The 14310-nt window shown below is 64.7% G+C and carries 13 protein-coding genes and 1 pseudogene; 10 read left to right on the top strand and 4 right to left on the bottom strand.

Features of this window, described 5'->3' with window-relative positions; genetic code table 11:
* Positions 1–3 precede the first annotated feature (3 nt).
* From ACTIMF_RS05910 to ACTIMF_RS05900, 3 genes are read left to right on the top strand one after another with little or no spacing between them, the layout of a single operon-like run.
* Entirely contained in the window at positions 4–624 is a 621-nt protein-coding gene (locus tag ACTIMF_RS05910) for an LON peptidase substrate-binding domain-containing protein (RefSeq protein ID WP_442349434.1), read from the top strand.
* Between the two features lie 28 nt (positions 625–652).
* Positions 653–1642 (top strand): pirin family protein, encoded by a 990-nt coding sequence (locus ACTIMF_RS05905; protein ID WP_442349352.1) that lies wholly within the window; start codon positions 653–655, stop codon positions 1640–1642.
* Positions 1639–1974 carry a GNAT family N-acetyltransferase gene (locus ACTIMF_RS05900; RefSeq protein ID WP_442349351.1) on the top strand — a complete coding sequence of 112 codons (336 nt, stop codon included), beginning with the start codon at positions 1639–1641 and terminating at the stop codon, positions 1972–1974. Before ACTIMF_RS05905 ends, ACTIMF_RS05900 begins: the two co-directional genes overlap by 4 nt.
* Positions 1975–2019: 45 nt before the next feature.
* On the opposite strand, the gene ACTIMF_RS05895 is transcribed toward ACTIMF_RS05900, so the two are convergent.
* Positions 2020–2481 (bottom strand): carboxymuconolactone decarboxylase family protein, encoded by a 462-nt coding sequence (locus ACTIMF_RS05895; protein WP_442349350.1) that lies wholly within the window; start codon positions 2479–2481, stop codon positions 2020–2022.
* Between the two features lie 111 nt (positions 2482–2592).
* Between ACTIMF_RS05895 and ACTIMF_RS05890 the strand changes: the two genes are divergently transcribed.
* Positions 2593–3213, top strand: coding sequence for a pyridoxamine 5'-phosphate oxidase family protein (locus ACTIMF_RS05890; RefSeq protein ID WP_442349349.1), 621 nt, complete (start codon positions 2593–2595; stop codon positions 3211–3213).
* A gap of 16 nt (positions 3214–3229) precedes the next feature.
* Here the strand turns inward: ACTIMF_RS05890 and ACTIMF_RS05885 are convergent, their stop codons facing one another.
* Positions 3230–4489, bottom strand: a complete 1260-nt coding sequence (locus ACTIMF_RS05885; protein WP_442349348.1) for a flotillin family protein — start codon at positions 4487–4489, stop codon at positions 3230–3232.
* Positions 4486–5022: a hypothetical protein gene (locus tag ACTIMF_RS05880; RefSeq protein ID WP_442349347.1), complete on the bottom strand. Its 537-nt coding sequence runs from the start codon at positions 5020–5022 to the stop codon at positions 4486–4488. The genes ACTIMF_RS05885 and ACTIMF_RS05880 overlap by 4 nt, the downstream gene beginning before the upstream one ends.
* A gap of 169 nt (positions 5023–5191) precedes the next feature.
* Between ACTIMF_RS05880 and ACTIMF_RS05875 the strand changes: the two genes are divergently transcribed.
* The 6 genes from ACTIMF_RS05875 to ACTIMF_RS05850 all read left to right on the top strand — a co-directional run bounded on the left by ACTIMF_RS05875 (position 5192) and on the right by ACTIMF_RS05850 (position 12878).
* Entirely contained in the window at positions 5192–6178 is a 987-nt protein-coding gene (locus ACTIMF_RS05875; RefSeq protein WP_442349346.1) for an alpha/beta hydrolase, read from the top strand.
* Complete coding sequence (locus ACTIMF_RS05870) at positions 6175–7074, top strand: SDR family NAD(P)-dependent oxidoreductase (protein WP_442349345.1); 900 nt, start codon at positions 6175–6177, stop codon at positions 7072–7074. Before ACTIMF_RS05875 ends, ACTIMF_RS05870 begins: the two co-directional genes overlap by 4 nt.
* A 21-nt stretch (positions 7075–7095) precedes the next feature.
* Positions 7096–8019, top strand: coding sequence for a ferritin-like domain-containing protein (locus tag ACTIMF_RS05865; RefSeq protein ID WP_442349344.1), 924 nt, complete (start codon positions 7096–7098; stop codon positions 8017–8019).
* 10 nt (positions 8020–8029) lie between these two features.
* The gene (locus ACTIMF_RS05860) at positions 8030–9544 is read left to right on the top strand and encodes a flavin-containing monooxygenase (RefSeq protein ID WP_442349343.1); all 1515 of its coding nucleotides are present in this window, start codon (positions 8030–8032) and stop codon (positions 9542–9544) included.
* Positions 9545–9553: 9 nt separating this feature from the next.
* Positions 9554–10297 carry a MerR family transcriptional regulator gene (locus ACTIMF_RS05855; RefSeq protein ID WP_442349342.1) on the top strand — a complete coding sequence of 248 codons (744 nt, stop codon included), beginning with the start codon at positions 9554–9556 and terminating at the stop codon, positions 10295–10297.
* Between the two features lie 346 nt (positions 10298–10643).
* Positions 10644–12878 (top strand): NADP-dependent isocitrate dehydrogenase, encoded by a 2235-nt coding sequence (locus ACTIMF_RS05850; protein ID WP_442349341.1) that lies wholly within the window; start codon positions 10644–10646, stop codon positions 12876–12878.
* Between the two features lie 345 nt (positions 12879–13223).
* On the opposite strand, the pseudogene ACTIMF_RS05845 reads toward ACTIMF_RS05850, so the two are convergent.
* Positions 13224–14294, bottom strand: a pseudogene (locus tag ACTIMF_RS05845) (MFS transporter); the annotation flags it as partial.
* Between the last annotated feature and the right edge of the window lie 16 nt (positions 14295–14310).

Raw genomic sequence — 14310 nt, 5'->3', positions numbered from 1 at the left:
CCGATGTTTCCACTCGGATCGGTGCTGCTGCCGGGCGAACAACTGCCGCTACGCATCTTCGAGGCAAGGTACGCCTCGATGCTCGACGACGTGATCGCCGGGAACTCGACGTTCGGCGTCGTCTTGATCGAACGCGGTTCCGAGGTCGGTGGCGGCGATGCCCGGGGCGACGTCGGCACTCTCGCGTGGATCAAGGAGTGGGCCGAGAGCGCGCCACGTCAGTATTCGCTGCTGTGCACGGGTGTCCAGCGGATCGTGATCGACGAGTGGCTGACCGACGACCCGTACCCGCGAGCCCGCACTCGGGATCTGCCCGATGCCGACGGGGATGAGCCTGTCTGGTCGGCTCTGCTGGACCGGCGTGCGCAACTCCAGCTGTTGTGCGGACAAGGTGGCCGCCGCGACCCGCAATTACGGTGGATTGCTTCGCAACTCGCCGAACCGATCGACTATTCCGTTCCTGATGCGACCGCGGCGAGTTTCCGTGCGACGTCCGAGTTGCCGCTGGGTGCGGCGGACCGACAGCGGGCACTGGTCGCGCCCGATGCCGCAGCACGTGTCGACGTCCTCGTCTCGGCGGTCGACGACCTGCTCGCGGCCCTCCGATTCCGTCTTCAAGCCTGAATCGGCGTTGGCGTCTATCCTCGGCGTCATGAGCAATCTCGAAGTCCAGCCCGACGAGGTCGGTTGCTCGGGTACCGCATCCGATGGAGTTGAGGTGGTGACCCCCAGGGAGGTACCGCTCGGCGGGATTCGAGCGATGCTCGTCCGCCGGACGTTGCCCACCCGCGATCGGTCGATGATCGGCGCCTGGTGTTTCGCGGACCACTACGGTCCCGAGCAGGTGTCGTCGAGCGGCGGTATGCGTGTGCTGCCACACCCGCATACCGGCCTGCAGACGGTCAGTTGGCTGTTCGAAGGCGAGATCGAGCACCGCGACAGCGCCGGTGTCAATGCGATGGTTTTGCCGGGCGAGCTCAATCTGATGTCGGCGGGCTACGGAATCAGCCATTCGGAGGTGTCCACCACGGCCACCGACATTCTCCACGGCATGCAGTTGTGGCTCGCGCTGCCCGACGCAGTCCGTAACGAGCCGAACGGTTTTCAGCACTTCGTACCGGAGCCGGTTGCGCTGGTCGCGGCCGACGGGACGCCGGCGGGCAGCGCACGCGTGTTCATCGGTGACCTCGCGGGCTCGTCGTCGCCGGTCGTGACCGCGACGCCATTACTCGGCGCCGAACTCCTTGTGACACCGGGTGCGCGGGTCGACCTGTCTGTGGACCCGGGTTTCGAGCACGGCGCGATCCTGGACACGGAGCGGCTCATCGTCGCGGGCGTCGAGATAGCTCACGCGAGTCTCTGCTATGCGGGGCCCGGGTCGTCGACTCTCACACTGGAGAATCCGACCGACGCTCCCGCGCGGGTCATCCTGCTCGGGGGCGAGCCGTTCGGGGAGGACCTCGTCATGTGGTGGAATTTCGTCGGGCGCGACCACGACGAGATCGTGATCTTCCGCGAGGAATGGGAACGCGCCGCAGAGCGTTTCGGATCGGTAGACGGCTGGGCGTTCGACGAACGGATTCCTGCGCCGCCGCTCCCCAAGAGTCGGCTCAAGCCGAGAAGGAGGCCCGGACAGTCATGAGTGAGAGCACCGAGCAGATCGAAGTCACCCGCAACGACGAAGCCGGTCGGTACGAGATCACCGTCGATGGCGAACTCGCAGGTTTCACCGAGTTCGTCGACCACGACCGCCAACGCATCTTTCCGCATACCGAGTTGGACGAGACGTTTTCGGGCCGCGGCTTGAGTTCGGTCCTCGTCCGTCAGGCACTGGCCGACACGCGGGCGGCCGGGCAGCGCATCGTTCCGATCTGCCCGCTCGTCGCCCGCTACATCTCCAAGCATCACGACGAGGTCGGTGACATCGTCGACCGAGCGACTCCGGAAGCCCTCGAGTTCCTCGATTCGCGTTAGTCCCGACGCGTGTCGGCCAGTGAGCTGCAGGCCGCGACGTCCCGTCTACCGTGGGCGCACGTTGTGTGCGCTCATGATCGACACTCGGTTGAACGCGTTCATCGTGATGGCCGCCCACGTGACGGCGGAGATCTGTGCCGCGTCGAGGATGTCGGCGGCGCGTTCGTACGCGCAGTTCGCGTCCCTGTGGCCCGGTAGCTCAGTCACCGCCTCGGTGAGGTCGAGGGCGGCCTTCGTCTGGTCGTCGTAGAGCGACGGCGCCTCGCGCCAGGCCGGCAAGACGGCGATCTGCTGTTCGGTCACACCTGCCTTGACAGCGTCCGCGTGGTGGAGGCTGAGGCAGAACGCGCACCCGTTGATCTGCGAGCAGCGGAGATTGACCAATTCGATGATCCGGCGGTCGAGCCCGGCGTCTGCCGCCGCGTCAGCGACCGCGATCGAGACGCTGACCAGGTGCTTGTAGACGTCGGGATCCTGCTTGTCGAGTTTCACGCGAGGTGTCGGCATACGTCCCACGGTAGCGGCCACCGGGAGACTCCTCGCCGGTCCGCCCGCCCCCCGGCGACTGGACGAGCAAATATGTTGAACTCCCAACCTAATTCGCGTGAGATCGACGGTATGGAGACTGAACCGAAGAAGCTCAGGACCTTGACTCGGAAACCGGATCGGGGTGGAGACCGAGGCCTCCTCGATGAGGTGCTCGACGACGCATTGGTCGGCACCGTCTCGACGGTCGTCGACGGCTGGCCGTGGTCGGTGCCCATGCTGTTCGCGCGGCTCGGCGACGACGTGATCATCCACGGGTCGACGGGAGCGGGCCTGCTCCGCCACGTCGCGGAGGGCAGTGCGGTGACGCTGACCGCGTACGTGCTCGATGGCCTCGTAGTCGCCGACACGATGTTCGACCATTCCGCGAACTACCGTGCGGCAGTGGTGCGTGGAGTCCTCGAACCCGTGGACGACGCCGCCGCCGCTCTCGCAGCGTTGACCGACCGCATTGTTCCGGGGCGTTCGTCCGAGACACCGCCGATAACCGCTAAGCAGGTCGCGGCCACACGGACTCTTCGGCTACCTATCGTCGACGGTCGATGGATTGCGAAAGCGCGAAGCGGCGGCGCAGGCATCGGGACCGATGACTGGACCGGGATTGTCCCGGTGAGCACCGTTTACGGTGAGCCGGTGGCCGAGACCGGTGACACCGTTCCGGCTTCGGTGCGGAGGTTGGTCGACGAGCAGTAGCGCGTCGACGGTTCGATCAGTCGGTGATCTTCTCACGATCTCCTGAGGACTCGCCGAGATCGGCGAGCATGCTGGCGACGTCGATACCAGTGGTCGAACGGATCACCTCGAGTGTGCTCGCGACACCGCTGCCAGCGCTTCGGGTCAACGGACTGACCGAATCGCCGACGAGAGTGATGTTCGAGTCGGCGAGCGGCTGCGACGCGGCGCTGACGATGTCCGGCAGGTTGTTCAGAACCAGTTCGAGCTGACCGACCTTGTCGAGTTTGCCGAGTGCTTCGGCGCGCTTCTCCAGAGCATCGGCCTCAGCCTCGCCCTTGATTCGGATGCTCTCGGCCTGCGCTTCGGCCTCGGCGGTGATCTCCGCCTTTCGTGCTTCGGCGCGCTGCTGTGCCGCGTACAGGTCGGCCTCGGCGGGGCGACGGACCTCTGCATCGAGCTCCGTGTCGCGCAGTCGAGCGTTCTGTGCGGCGACCTCGTTGTCCTTCTCGACCTGGATACGGCGACGTTCCGCCTCAACCAGGGGTCGTACCGCATCCGCCTCGGCGGCCGCACGGTCGGTGGCCTGACGGGCGGCCTCACGCTGGATGTCGAGCTCTCGCTGCTGCTCGATGATCGCCTGTTCGTTGGCGATGCGGCTCTGCTCGGCCACTCGGTGTGCTTCGGCGCGCGACTGGGACGCGATGGCGGCCTGATCGGACCGCTCCTTGGCGGCGAGGTCACTGAAGTACTGGCCGTCCGAGTCCTGGACGTCATTGATCGAGAAGCTGTCCAGAAGCAGACCCTGGTTGCCGAGTATCTCCTTGATCGACTGTGCGACCTGGTCGACGAGCTGCTGGCGATCGACCAGGATGCTCTTGGCCGTCATGGTGCCGACGATCGATCGCAGTTCACCGGACAACTGCTCGGTGACCAGCGCCTTGACCCGGTTCAGGTCGTCGCCGAAACGCGGCCCCGCCTTGAGGATGTCCTCAGGTGTGTCGCCCACCTTGACGACGGCGACACCGCGGACCTTCAGTTCGATGCCGTCGTTGGCCGGCGTCGACGTATCGAGGTCGGCTTTGATCGACGACAACTGGACCCGTGTCGCTCGCTGCACGACGGGCAGGACGAACGTTCCGGTGCCGCGGTAGACCTTTCCCTGGTGGCCCTTGCCGGTGCCGGTGACGATGAACGCCTCCTCGGCGCCCGGAACGCGATAGCGCGACAAGAGGAGGAGTACGACGAGCACGAGCAGGACGACGACGACGGCCACGGCCGTGATGATCGCGGTCATGGGTGATCATTCCCTTCTGGGTGGGTGACCTCGTCGAATGTCAGCGACGAGACAAAGAAACCTTCGCGATGCTCGATCTTCTCGACGATGACCGCGCGGTCGTTGTGGGCGAACGACTCGTCCGAGGTGACCGTGACCTGTCGTGTACCGAGAGGGGTGGCGACCTCCGCTGTGCCGAATCGGCCTTGTGCGATCGGTTCGACGATGCGGACCGCCGAACCGACGAGGTCGTACGACGGCAGTTCCTCTTCGGACCCGACGAGATATCCGAGAACCGCGAATGCGACGAGCCCCAATACGATTCCCGCGACCGCACCGGACACCAGTGCGACGCCCGTGCCCGTCGCGTCGAAGACGATAAGACCACCGGACAACAGACCGAAGCCGGTCACGAACGGGGTGGCGACCGACAGTAGGCCTGCGCTGGAGTCGCCGACATGGATGTCGACCGAACCGAACTCGACGCCGATGAGCGACAGGACCGTCAGCGTCAAGCCGACGAGCCCTATCGCAAGGAGGACGATTCCGAGCACCGGTGCTCCATTTCTGCAGAGTTTCGCGTAGATCCATTCTGTCATAAGGAGGAAGTAGGCCCGGATGTGTGGATGACGCAGGGGTTCGACACGCCGGGGCGCAGGCGTGTACGCAGCCACCATTAATAGTGCCATTGACAATTGGCACGGTGGGTGGTGATATTCCGATATGGTTGAAACACGAACAGTCGGGCCGGTACCGGTTTCGGCATCGAGGAGGTCGCGGGCCGCAGCCACCGTCACTCGGATCGGCCTGGGAACCTTCACCGGATTCATCGGGACGAGTCCATTCGGAGTGCGCCTGGCCCGGCGGACGATCGCGACGCTCATGCGCGCCTTCGGTTCGATGCCCATGGGAACGACGATCGAGAAGGTCGACGCACGAGGCGTGCGAGGCGAATGGGTGTACGGCCCCGACGTGGATCGCGCATCCGATCACGTTGTCTACCTCCTGCACGGGAGTGCGTACATGATGTGCTCGCCGACGACGCACCGAAGTCTCGCTGCGCGTCTGTCGGAGATCACCGGGCTGCCCGCATTCGTTCTCGACTACCGACTCGCGCCCGAGCATCGGTTTCCGGCGGCGGCCGACGACGTCGACGCGGGCTGGGACTGGTTGATCGCCCAGGGATACGACCCGTCGAACATCGTCGTCGTCGGAGACTCCGCGGGCGGGCACCTCGCGGCAGCGTTCATGTTGAACCGTGCTGCCGCGCAGCAAACGCTGCCCGCCTGTGCCGTCTTGTTCTCTCCGGTCGTTGACGTGACCTTCGGTCTGGCGGCGCAGCAGGAGCGGATTCGTCGCGATCCGATGATCAGTGCGGCTCGAGCCCGACGCCTCGTCGACCTTTACACCGTCGGTGCCGACCTGGGCGATCGGCGCCTGACTCTGCACTACGACAGTGCCGCGGACTGTCCTCCGGTGCTCGTGCAGTCGGGAGGGGCAGAGATGCTGCAAGCCGATGCGCGGCACTTCGCGGATCACTTCGCGGCCAACGGCGGCGTAGTGACCAGCGAACTGTGGCCCGAGCAGATGCACGTCTTCCAAGCGTTACCGCGTCTGGGCCCCGAGCCCGACGCGGCGCTGCGTCGGGTACGCGAGTTCGTCATCGGCGCGTTCGAGATCAGCCGCGCCACAGAAGGAGCGGCGTCATGACTCCCGTCGACTCGCTGCTCGTCAGCTTGGTCCGCGCCCGACGCAGTCATGGCGCGAACGCGGTCGTCACCGGCGCGGGCAGCGGCATCGGCCGAGCATTCGCCGTTGAACTCGCTGCGCGGGGCGGGCACGTGGTCTGTGCCGACATCGACCCCGAACGAGCCGCTGAGACCGCTGAGATGATCAGCGCAACCGGTGGTCGTGCGGTAGCGCAGTTCTGCGACGTCAGCGTTCTGGACGACGTCGTCAAACTGGCGGACGTCGCGGTGACCGAATTCGGCGGTCCGCCGACACTCGTCGTCAACAACGCGGGCGTCGGTATCGGCGGACGACCCGTCGGCGAGATCGGTATGGACGACTGGAACTGGGCGCTCGGTATCAATCTCTGGGGCGTCATCCACGGCTGCGAGACCTTCGCCCCGCTCATTCGGGCCGCGGGACAGGGCGGGGTCATCAACGTGGCGTCGGCTGCCGGATTCGCCGCGGCGCCGATGATGGGGCCATACAACGTCGGCAAGGCGGGCGTCATGTCTCTGTCCGAGACGCTCTCCGCGGAGATGAGCGGAACCCGAGTCGCCGTCACCGTGCTCTGTCCGACGTTCGTCAAAACGAACGTCGCACGCGACGGCCGGATCACCGACGACGGTCGCGGCCTGGCGGACTGGCTGATGGAGAAGACCGGCCACTCGCCGGAGAGTGTCGCCGCAGCGACGCTCGACGCCAATGATCTCGGACGTCTCTACGTCGTTCCCCAGATCGACGCCACCGTCGTCTGGCACCTCAAACGGCATCTGCCTGCGCCGTACACGTGGGGTGCGGGATTGCTGAACCGTCTGCTGCCCGGCGAACGAGTCGGCACTGAGCCCGAGGTCGTCGCGGCGACCCGAACCCGCTAGATCAACCGAAGGAGACTCGTCATGGCCATGGACCTGGACCGTATGCTGAAAATGATCAAAGACCGCCAGTGGGCGCTTGCCGACATCGACTGGGACGCACCGGGGGCCGAGCTCATCGAGCCCGAACTCCATGCGAAACTCAAGCCGTTCCTGTCGGATCTGATGTGGATCGAGAACGTCGGAGCCCGCGGATTCGCTGCGATGGCGAAGAAGGCCCCGACACCGACGCTCAAGAGCATCTACGAGCACTTTCACGCCGAGGAGCAGAAGCACGCCAATGCCGAGCTCGCTCTGATGCGGCGCTGGGGGATGCTCGACGGTGACGAGATCCCGTCGCCGAACGTGAATGTCCAGCTGATCATCAACTTCTTGGACAAGCACTCCGACGGGATGTCGCTGTCGTTCCTCGGCACGGTGATCCCGATGCTCGAAGTGGCGCTCGACGGTGCGCTCATCAAGTTCATCACCGACGAAGTGAAGGACCCGGTGGCGCAAGAGGTGTTCCGGCACATCAACTCCGACGAGTCGCGTCACCTCGCCGTCGACTACGAGGTGATGGAGATCCTCGGCCACGCCGAACTGCGCATACTGATCGCCGACTTCATCGGCGGCTGGCTGAACCCGTCGCTCATGATCGGCTTCCTCAGCTACATGCCACTGCTGAACAAGATGCGCGACAACATCGTCGCGATGGGCGTCGACGAGGAGAAGCTCTACGGCGCGATGAAGAAGTACCGGGCCGTCGGCGGCCGCAGCAAGTATGTGAACCGTCTGCCGATGTTCCGACTGGTCTCGCTGCACGGCTCCTGGGTGATCAATCGCAACAACCTCCCGTACCACCTGGTCGCCGACAGTCTGGTGAAGATCACCGGCAAGATACCGTTCGATCTCGTCCACCGCACTCCGACCTGGTCGCAGGAACTCACCTACGAACCGGCAGCCTGAAGGGACGCGCATGGCCATCGCAGTAGCAGTCATCGGAGCCGGATTCGCGGGGATCGGCGCGGCGATCAAGTTGAAACAGAAGGGGATCGACGACTTCGTCATCTACGAGCGCGGCGACCGCGTCGGAGGCACATGGCGCGACAACACCTATCCCGGCGCAGCGTGCGACATCCCGTCGCAGTTGTACTCGTACAGTTTCGCTCCCAACCCGGAGTGGTCGCACACCTACTCCGGTAGCGCCGAGATCCTCGACTACATCGACGGTATGGTTGCCGAATTCGGTGTGGCGGAACGCATTCGATTCGGCTACGACGTGACCGGGCTCTCGTATGACGAGAAGTCAGGGGAGTGGACCGTGCGATTCGCGGGCCGACGTCGGGCGGTCAAGGCCCGTTCGGTGATCATGGCGGCCGGGCCGCTCGCGAACCCGTCGTTCCCCGACATCCGGGGTATCGACACGTTCGAAGGCCACCGGATCCACAGCGCGCGCTGGGATCATGACTATGACTTCAGCGGTAAGAAGGTCGCTGTCGTCGGTACGGGCGCCAGCGCGGTCCAGATCGTTCCGCACCTGGTGAACGACGCAGCATCGGTCAAGGTGTTCCAGCGGACACCGGGGTGGGTGCTTCCACGTATCGATGTGGAGACCGGCGAATTCGCGAAGAGCGTGTACCGCAAGGTACCCGGCGCGCAGAGGCTCGCCCGTGCCGCGTGGTTCTGGGGTCACGAGTCAGTCGCTCTCGGCGTCGTGTGGGACACGCCGCTGACCCGAGTCGTCGAGGCGGTGAGCAAGCTGAATCTGCGTCTGCAGGTGAAGGATCCGTGGCTGCGTCGCCAACTGACGCCGGACTTCTCGGCCGGGTGCAAACGTCTGCTGATGACCAGTGACTACTACCCGGCGCTGCAAGCCGACAACTGCAAGCTCGTCACCTGGCCGATCGCGCGGGTCTCGCCGAAAGGCATCCGCACCGTCGAAGGCATCGAACACCAAGCCGATGTCATCGTGTACGCGACCGGATTCGACGTAGGCAAACAGGGGACGCCGTTCCCCGTGACCGGTGTCGGCGGTCGGACACTCACCGACGAGTGGGCGGGCGGCGCGTATGCGTACCGCAGCGTGAACGTGGCCGGGTACCCGAATCTTCACGTCACGTTCGGTCCGAACTCCGGGCCGGGCCACAACTCGGCGCTCGTGTACATGGAGGCGCAGATCGACTACATCACAGATGCTGTCTCGATGCTCGAAGTCAACGGATGGAAAGCGCTCGACGTCCGGGAAGAGGTTCAGTCCACATACAACCGGGAGATCCAGAAGCGACTCGGGGCGACGACGTGGAACTCGGGCTGCCAGAGTTGGTATCTCACGGAGGACGGCTTCAACGCCACGATGTTCCCCGGATTCGCCACGCAGTACACCAACCAGTTGGCCAGAGTCGACTTGCAGGACTACCGGATTCTCGTGCACGACCCGACCACTCATGACACGGCTACACACGCTGTGTCTGGGCCCGCGATGTCAAGATAAGGTCGTTCGATGACCGAGTACCGGATCGACGACCTCGCCCGTGAGTCGGGTACCACGACCCGGAACATCCGCGGATACCAGGAACGGGGCCTCCTGCCCGCACCGTTTCGGCGCGGACGGGTCGCCATCTATACCGAACGACATCTGGCCAACCTGCGGGCGATCAACGATCTGCTCGGCAAAGGATTCAATCTCAAGCACATCGCCACGTTCCTGACCGATCCGCGTGCGCGAGTCGGCGAGGCGCTCGAACTCACAGACGTACTCGGCGAGCACTGGTCGCGCGAGCCGAGTCGCCGGATGTCGCGACGTGAGTTGGCGGTGAAGCTGGGCATGGCCGACGACGCTACCGTCGATCGGCTGGTCGGTGCGGGGATCGTGAGTCGGATCGAGGGCTCCGAAGACGTTCAGGCGATCGACGCACGGATCGTCGACAACCTCGCCACACTGATCGACCGCGGCATGCCCTTCGAATCGGTGGTCGACGCACACGCGGAGTTCACCGACAAGTTGTCCGACGCGGTCCGAGTCCTGATGCGAGCGGCGCACGACGAGTTCATCAGGCGAGAGGGGATCGGGTGGGTTCCGCAGACCTCCGACGAGGTCGCCTGGGTCACCGACCTCTTGGCGGCGATGCGGCGGGTCGCGACCGACAACGCGTACAGCGCATTGGATCGGGCACTCGACTCCACCCTCGACGAGCAACTCCGCGAACACGAGCAGGCGTCGGGCCGGCCGATCATTCGGCAGTAGGACCGAGCTGTCTGGCGAGCGGGCCGTCGGCGGTCGGACACACCATCACCCGCCGAGGGATCGTTCGGTCTCCGGCGTATGATGCCGGTGGAAGCGCTCGGATCGACAACGCCGTCCCGAGCACTGCAAATCGCCGGTAGACACCGGTCGATTTCACCCGATCTGGCACCCGCTGACAGATCTGCTCCGCTGCCCACAGCAAGCGGTGCAGGTCAGTGGCCGACGGTGTGTGCGCTGCCTCGCAAAATCGGGGACCGGTCGCACCGGGTCACAACAAGCGGGACAATGTCAGCGACGCAAATAACGAGTTCCACAAGAACACGATCGAGAAGAGGCAGCGACACCCATGACCTCCCAGAAGCAGACGATCATCTACACGCTCACCGACGAGGCTCCCCGCCTGGCGACGGAAGCGTTTCTGCCGATCATCCGCACCTTCGCAGGACCAGCCGGAATCGAAGTCGAGACGAGTGACATCTCGGTCGCGTCGCGAATACTGGCCGCGTTTCCGGACTACCTGACCGACGAGCAGAAGGTCCAAGACAACCTCGCCGAGTTAGGCCGCCTCACTCAGTTGCCGGAGACCAACATCATCAAGCTGCCGAACATCAGCGCTTCGGTGCCGCAGTTGAATGCTGCGATCCGCGAACTGCAGGAGAAGGGGTTCGCTGTCCCTAACTTCCCGCAGGATCCGAAGACTCCGGAGGAAGAGCAGGTCCGCGATCGTTACGCGGCGTGCCTCGGCAGCGCGGTGAATCCGGTTCTCCGTGAGGGGAACTCGGACCGCCGCGCGCCGAAAGCGGTGAAGGAGTACGCCCGGGAGAACCCGCACAGCATGGGCAAGTGGTCGATGGCGTCACAGTCGCACGTTGCGCACATGACGCACGGCGACTTCTACGCTGGCGAGAAGTCGATGATCCTGGACCATGCGTGCGAGGCACGTATGGAGGTCGTGACGCCGGACGGTCAGACCCACCTGATGAAGACGGTCCCGCTCGACGAGGGCGACGTCATCGACAGCATGTTCATGAGTAAGAAGGCGCTTCTGGACTTCTACGAAGAGCAGCTCAACGACGCCAAGGAGACCGGCGTCATGTTCTCGCTCCACGTCAAGGCGACCATGATGAAGGTCTCGCACCCGATCGTGTTCGGGCACTGCGTCAAGGTCTTCTACAAGGACGCCTTCGCCAAGCACGGCGACCTGTTTGACGAACTCGGCGTCAACGTCAACAACGGAATGGCCGATCTCTACGACAAGATCGAGACGCTCCCCGCGTCGAAGAAGGAAGAGATCGTCGAAGATCTCCATCGTTGCCATGAGCACCGCCCCGAACTGGCGATGGTCGACTCGGCGCGCGGCATCTCGAATTTCCACTCGCCGAGCGACGTCATTGTCGACGCCTCAATGCCCGCCATGATCCGTATCGGCGGCAAGATGTACGGCGCGGACGGCCGTAAGAAGGACACCAAGGCAGTGATGCCGGAATCGACCTTCGCGCGTATCTACCAGGAGATCATCAACTTCTGTAAGACCAATGGTGCATTCGACCCGACCACGATGGGCACCGTCCCGAACGTCGGCCTCATGGCGCAGAAGGCCGAAGAATACGGCTCGCACGACAAGACGTTCGAGATCCCGGAGGCCGGCGTCGCGAACATCGTCGACGCGTCGACCGGCGAGGTTCTGCTGTCGCAGGACGTCGAAGCGGGCGACATCTGGCGCATGTGCATTGTCAAGGACGCACCGATCCGCGACTGGGTGAAGCTCGCGGTGACGCGGTCGAGGGAGTCCGGTATGCCTGCCGTGTTCTGGCTCGATCCGTACCGTCCGCACGAGAACAACCTGATCTCGCTGGTGAAGAAGTACCTGCAGGACCACGACACCGAGGGCCTGGACATCCAGATCATGTCGCAGGTGCGCGCCATGCGCTACACGCTCGAGCGGGCGTGGCGTGGGCTCGACACCATTTCGGTGACCGGAAACATTCTGCGCGACTACCTCACCGACCTGTTCCCGATACTGGAACTGGGTACCAGCGCCAAGATGCTGTCGATCGTCCCTTTGATGGCCGGCGGCGGACTGTACGAGACCGGCGCGGGCGGAAGCGCCCCGAAACACGTCAAGCAGCTCGTCGAGGAGAATCACCTGCGGTGGGACTCGCTCGGCGAGTTCCTCGCTCTCGCTGCGAGCCTGGACGACCTGGGCCGCAAGAACGACAACGCGAAGGCCAGGGTGCTCGGTGAGACGCTCGACGCGGCGACCGGCAAACTGTTGAAGAACCGGAAGTCGCCGTCGCGCACCACCGGCGAGCTCGACAACCGCGGCAGTCAGTTCTACCTCGCCCTCTACTGGGCCCAGGAGTTGGCGGCGCAGACCGACGATGCGGAACTCGCGTCACACTTCAGCGCACTCGCCGAGAAGCTCGCTGCCGACGAGCAGAAGATCATCGACGAACTCTCCGAGGTACAGGGCAACCCGGTCGATCTGGGCGGTTACTACGAGGCGGCCGCCGACAAGATGGCGGCGGCGATGCGTCCGAGCACGACGCTGAACGCGCTGCTCGACGAGGCAGCCGTCTGACACACGAAGTCGCAGATTTCGATAGGAGGCGACCCCCGAGGATGATCCTCGGGGGTCGCCGCCGTCGGTCGCTGTATCGCCAGGCCGTCCGATCACGGCGTCGCTGATCAGCACCGTGCGGCGCGGGATCGCCATGGAACTGAAGAATGCGATGAGGCAGACGGCCAGACATACCAGGACGGTCGCCGAGTACGCGGAGATGGTCGGCGTGACGACCAGTCCGCTAGGTGTCGACGTCGAGACGGTTGACGCGGTGAGCACCATGCCGACCACTGCGGTCGACGTCGAGGTGCCGATGGCACGCATGAGGGCGTTGACGCCGTTGGCCTCCCCGGTCTGTGACGCGGGGACCACTTGCATGATGAGGGCGGGCATGGCCGAGTACGCGAGACCGAGGCCTGCACCGACGAACGCTCCGGACAGCAGGATCGACAGCCAGTTCACCGTCCACGGTCCGATCAGCGCGAGCAGAAATACGACATAGCCCGCGCCGATCACCAGGCCGCCGAAGGCCAGGGAGATACGCGCGCCGTTCCGATCGGTCAGCCATGCGCTGACGTATGAAAAGCCGAACATGACCAGCCCCATCGGCATCAGGACGAGACTGGCCATGACCATAGTCATGCCGACGCCGCCCGGCGTCTCGGTCGGCGCCATGAGGAGTTGAATGGGTGCCATCTGCGACGCGTAGAACGCGAATCCGGTCGCGATCGACGCGATGTTCGTCAGCATGATCGGCTTGCTCGTCAGCACGTCGAGATCGATGAGCGAGTTGGGGGCCCGCCGCTCCCACCGCCACCAGATGACTGCGGCGACTGCGAACGCCGCGAACAGTCCGAGGGTCACCGGTTCGGTCCAGCCCCACTGGGCGCCCTTCGATATCGGCAGTAGGACGAACGTGAGGACCGCGGTGAGGCCGAGTGCTCCGATCACGTCGAACTTGCCGCCGGCGCGTTCCTGGCTCTCGGGTACGCACAGGCGTAGACCGATCCCGCCTGCGATCGCGGTCGCGGCGCTGATCCAGAACAGTGCGTGCCAACTGATCTGTTCGGCAATGACGGCGGCGAACGGGAGCCCGAGCGCGCCGCCGACGCCGAGCGATGCGCTCATGGCGCCGACCGACGAGCCGAGGCGATCGGCCGGGACGATGTCGCGCAGGATGCTGATGCCGACCGCGATGGTTCCGATGCCGACGCCTTGCAGGGCTCGGCCGAGGAGGAACGGCAGCAGTGCTGTCGACACGGCACAGATCGCTGAGCCGGCGGCGACAGAGACCATGTTGCCGATCATCACGCGGCGCTTGCCGTACATGTCGCCGAGTCGGCCCGCGATCGGTGTCGCCACGGCCCCGACCAGCAGCGTGATGGTCAGCGCCCAGGAAGCATTACTGGACGAGGTGTGGACGAGGTCGGGCAGTTGGGGGATGAGAGGG

It is taken from the genome of Gordonia sp. (in: high G+C Gram-positive bacteria), from assembly GCF_052106715.1.
Lineage (GTDB): Bacteria > Actinomycetota > Actinomycetes > Mycobacteriales > Mycobacteriaceae > Gordonia.
The sequence above is the reverse complement of the archived record's forward strand: the minus strand, read 5'-3'. Positions and strand labels throughout refer to the sequence as shown.

Bases quoted from the DNA above. Each gene is read 5' to 3' on its own strand.
- ACTIMF_RS05905 (WP_442349352.1), top strand. From the start codon at position 653: ATGAGCAATCTCGAAGTCCAGCCCGACGAGGTCGGTTGCTCGGGTACC.
- ACTIMF_RS05890 (WP_442349349.1), top strand. From the start codon at position 2,593: ATGGAGACTGAACCGAAGAAGCTCAGGACCTTGACTCGGAAACCGGAT.
- ACTIMF_RS05850 (WP_442349341.1), top strand. From the start codon at position 10,644: ATGACCTCCCAGAAGCAGACGATCATCTACACGCTCACCGACGAGGCT.
- ACTIMF_RS05885 (WP_442349348.1), bottom strand. From the start codon at position 4,489: ATGACCGCGATCATCACGGCCGTGGCCGTCGTCGTCGTCCTGCTCGTG.
- ACTIMF_RS05895 (WP_442349350.1), bottom strand. From the start codon at position 2,481: ATGCCGACACCTCGCGTGAAACTCGACAAGCAGGATCCCGACGTCTAC.
- ACTIMF_RS05875 (WP_442349346.1), top strand. From the start codon at position 5,192: ATGGTTGAAACACGAACAGTCGGGCCGGTACCGGTTTCGGCATCGAGG.
- ACTIMF_RS05910 (WP_442349434.1), top strand. From the start codon at position 4: ATGTTTCCACTCGGATCGGTGCTGCTGCCGGGCGAACAACTGCCGCTA.
- ACTIMF_RS05870 (WP_442349345.1), top strand. From the start codon at position 6,175: ATGACTCCCGTCGACTCGCTGCTCGTCAGCTTGGTCCGCGCCCGACGC.
- ACTIMF_RS05900 (WP_442349351.1), top strand. From the start codon at position 1,639: ATGAGTGAGAGCACCGAGCAGATCGAAGTCACCCGCAACGACGAAGCC.
- ACTIMF_RS05855 (WP_442349342.1), top strand. From the start codon at position 9,554: ATGACCGAGTACCGGATCGACGACCTCGCCCGTGAGTCGGGTACCACG.
- ACTIMF_RS05865 (WP_442349344.1), top strand. From the start codon at position 7,096: ATGGCCATGGACCTGGACCGTATGCTGAAAATGATCAAAGACCGCCAG.
- ACTIMF_RS05860 (WP_442349343.1), top strand. From the start codon at position 8,030: ATGGCCATCGCAGTAGCAGTCATCGGAGCCGGATTCGCGGGGATCGGC.